The 2,745-nt window shown below is 54.9% G+C and carries 2 protein-coding genes; both read left to right on the plus strand.

Translation table 11 applies throughout. From position 1 onward, the window contains the following. Nucleotides 1-455: 455 nt before the first annotated feature. Nucleotides 456-1,403, plus strand: a complete 948-nt coding sequence (locus tag HMPREF3170_RS00285; protein WP_070477003.1) for a type IV toxin-antitoxin system AbiEi family antitoxin domain-containing protein — start codon at nt 456-458, stop codon at nt 1,401-1,403. Next, nucleotides 1,400-2,320: a nucleotidyl transferase AbiEii/AbiGii toxin family protein gene (locus HMPREF3170_RS00290; protein ID WP_070477005.1), complete on the plus strand. Its 921-nt coding sequence runs from the start codon at nt 1,400-1,402 to the stop codon at nt 2,318-2,320. The genes HMPREF3170_RS00285 and HMPREF3170_RS00290 overlap by 4 nt, the downstream gene beginning before the upstream one ends. Nucleotides 2,321-2,745 lie beyond the last annotated feature (425 nt).

The raw sequence follows: 2,745 nt of genomic DNA on the forward strand, positions 1-2,745 counted from the left end.
GAGGGTGCGCACCAAATTCCTACATCGGGTTTGTCCGACCTGGGTTTTTGTAAATCCGCTCGCTGAAAACCCGGAATCTGGTGCGGAGATACAAGGCTTGGGGGAACGTTCTTCGTAGACAGACGACGCGACCTGGGGAAACGCAAGTGCTGGTCGACGGGAACAGGCCTGAAACGCCAAATGGTTCCCGGGCGCGGGAACTATTTCAAGGATGCTGATTGATTGGCAGTCCCAGTTGAGTCGTGGATAGGCGGGTCGCCTCGTGGGGGCGTCGTGCTCAAGAAGTGAGGACACTGAGGGGTTGTTGAAGTGCTTGATCTGATGAATGTGTAGCGCAAGCCTGGGATGGAGAGGGTCTGGTCTTCATATCGCTGAATGTCCGTAAATGTTATGTTTACTACATCAATGCTGTAGTAAACATAGCTTCCTAGTGTTGTATTTGATATGTTTGCTACATGAAGCTTTCTGAAGCTCAGACTATCTTGGCAGCGTATTCCTATCTGCAACATGGATTGGTTACCTCTGCCCAAGCGGCAAGGGAGGGGATTGATACCACGACGATGACACGATTGGCACAGGGGGATTACATACGTCGTATCCGTCGAGGTGTGTACATCCTTTCTAGTGTGGCGGAAGATTCACTGACGGAGATCCGGGCGGCATGGTTGTCGACCAGGCCGGGGATTCTCGCTGAGGAACGTCTCCACGCAGAAAACCCGATCGTTGTCTCCCATGTCTCGGCTGCCAGCGTGCTTGAATTGGGTGATATCACCCCGGCAACGCATACTTTTACGTCCTCGAAACGGAAGCAATCATCCGCGACTGACATGTCTCATCGCACTGCTGATCTTCAGGATGAGGACTGGATGATAGTTCGTGGCCTTCCAGTGACGACCGTGGCGCGTACGATCCGCGACCTGGCGAAAGATCGCCTTGATGGGGACCAGCTTTACCACGTAATTGCGGACGGAATTCACGAACGGCGTCTTAGCCCCTCGGAGGTTGCGCGGGTAGTTGATCCCTATGCTGGTTCCTACGGCAGTAGCTCGGGCGATGAGATGGTGGCGGAATCTTTGCGACGCTTCCCTGAGCATGACAGCGCAACAGAAGCTAGGGCCTACAGTAGGAAATCGACCCCTGATGGTTGGGCCAACATGATGGAGGACGTTGGAGAAGCAGTAGCGTCAGCACTGATGCGCCAACTGTCGGATGAGTTGTTATCGAGAAAGCATACGACCCCTGGGCAGGAAGCGACGTTGATGCAGGGCGCGTCGCAGCAAACCCTCCGTTCGAAAGACTGGAAACTAGATCACGCCACGTTGGAAGCGATCCAGGCTCCAGTGAATGCTTTGTTTAAGAAACATCACCCTGCGTCAGACTCTGCTGATGGTGGTGAATCATGAGTGCGGTATCACTAGTCAGCCGTATTGTTCGCAAGCGGACGCAACTCTTGGCGAAGCTTCGTAACGAAGCCCGCCGACAGTCAGTGACAGTGGAGAATATCCAACACCAGTTCGCTTTCGATATGTTCCTGACCCGATTATTTGCTCATGATGACTGTGTGTGGGTCCTCAAAGGAGGGACGAGCCTTCTCTTACGGATCGGGTCTGGTCGACGCAGTCGCGACATCGACTTAGCGCGCCGGGAGCAAGTCCCTCCTGCAGAAGCGCTCCGAGAGCTGCAGGTGCTAGTTGATGAGCCTGGCCCGACAGATCCCGATTTCACTTTCGAGTTACAAGAGCCGGCAAGGGATAATCAGGACCCGATGGACCGGACCAGAGGATCATTCAAAGTCATTCTCAGGATCGGGGCGCAGCAGGTCGTATCCTTCAGCGTGGATATATCTACGCAGCAGCATCTCGACGCCCCGATTGACTCTGTGACGATCAATCCGGTCATTGAGTACGAGGGGCTTCCATCCGGTGCAGTTATCCGAATGGTTCCAGTTGAAAACGTTGCTGCCGACAAACTATGCGCCTGCTACGAATTGCACGGGGCAGAACCATCAACGCGGTACCACGATCTCATCGACTTGGTCCGGATTGTGACCAGCCAATCCATCGATGCGAAGCTCTTGCAAACACTCATGACAAAGGAAGCCACCCACCGCGGTCTTGATCTTCCAAAGGAGATGATTAGTCCTGGTCCGCAGTGGTCCCAGGCCTGTCCGAAGCAGGCGCGGCAAGCAGCTGATTTCCCTATGGAGTATCACGATCTTGCAACCGCACTTGGCGTCGTCGGAGGGTGCTTAAACCCGCTTCTTAGTGCGTCAATCGTGGCCGGGGTATGGAATCCGCAGAAGCAGACATGGGAATCCTGACAACATATAGGTCGCTGGTGCAGACCTCTCACTTACCCCACTCGCGCGCCTGAGTCACCTGTTCGCCGTCGGGGAGCTGGCTTTCGCGATCCCATTGGCCTGGTGTTCGCAGATGATTGCCCGCTCGAGTTTTACCACGTTACCGAGAAGGCCGAGCATGGTTTTGTATTTGGAGCCGAATCCCACGATTGGGTTGGTCCCGCTTTGATAAATCTCATCGGGCTTCTGCATTCGGCGAGATCTACGACTATGCGGTGTAAGTGCTTGTGCACCTCGTGGCCGAGTGGCGTTGGAGTTCGGTCGGGCTGCGGGATTTTGCTTGCAGTGCTCGTGTCGAGGTGTTTAAGGAGTGCGATGCTGGTCGCCGAAAATCGGCCCGGTTGGGTGAGAGAGCGCGACCTGCATCGCACGCTTTGAAGCCCACG

It is taken from the genome of Corynebacterium sp. HMSC08D02 (genome assembly GCF_001807505.1).
In the GTDB taxonomy this organism is placed as follows: domain Bacteria; phylum Actinomycetota; class Actinomycetes; order Mycobacteriales; family Mycobacteriaceae; genus Corynebacterium; species Corynebacterium pseudogenitalium.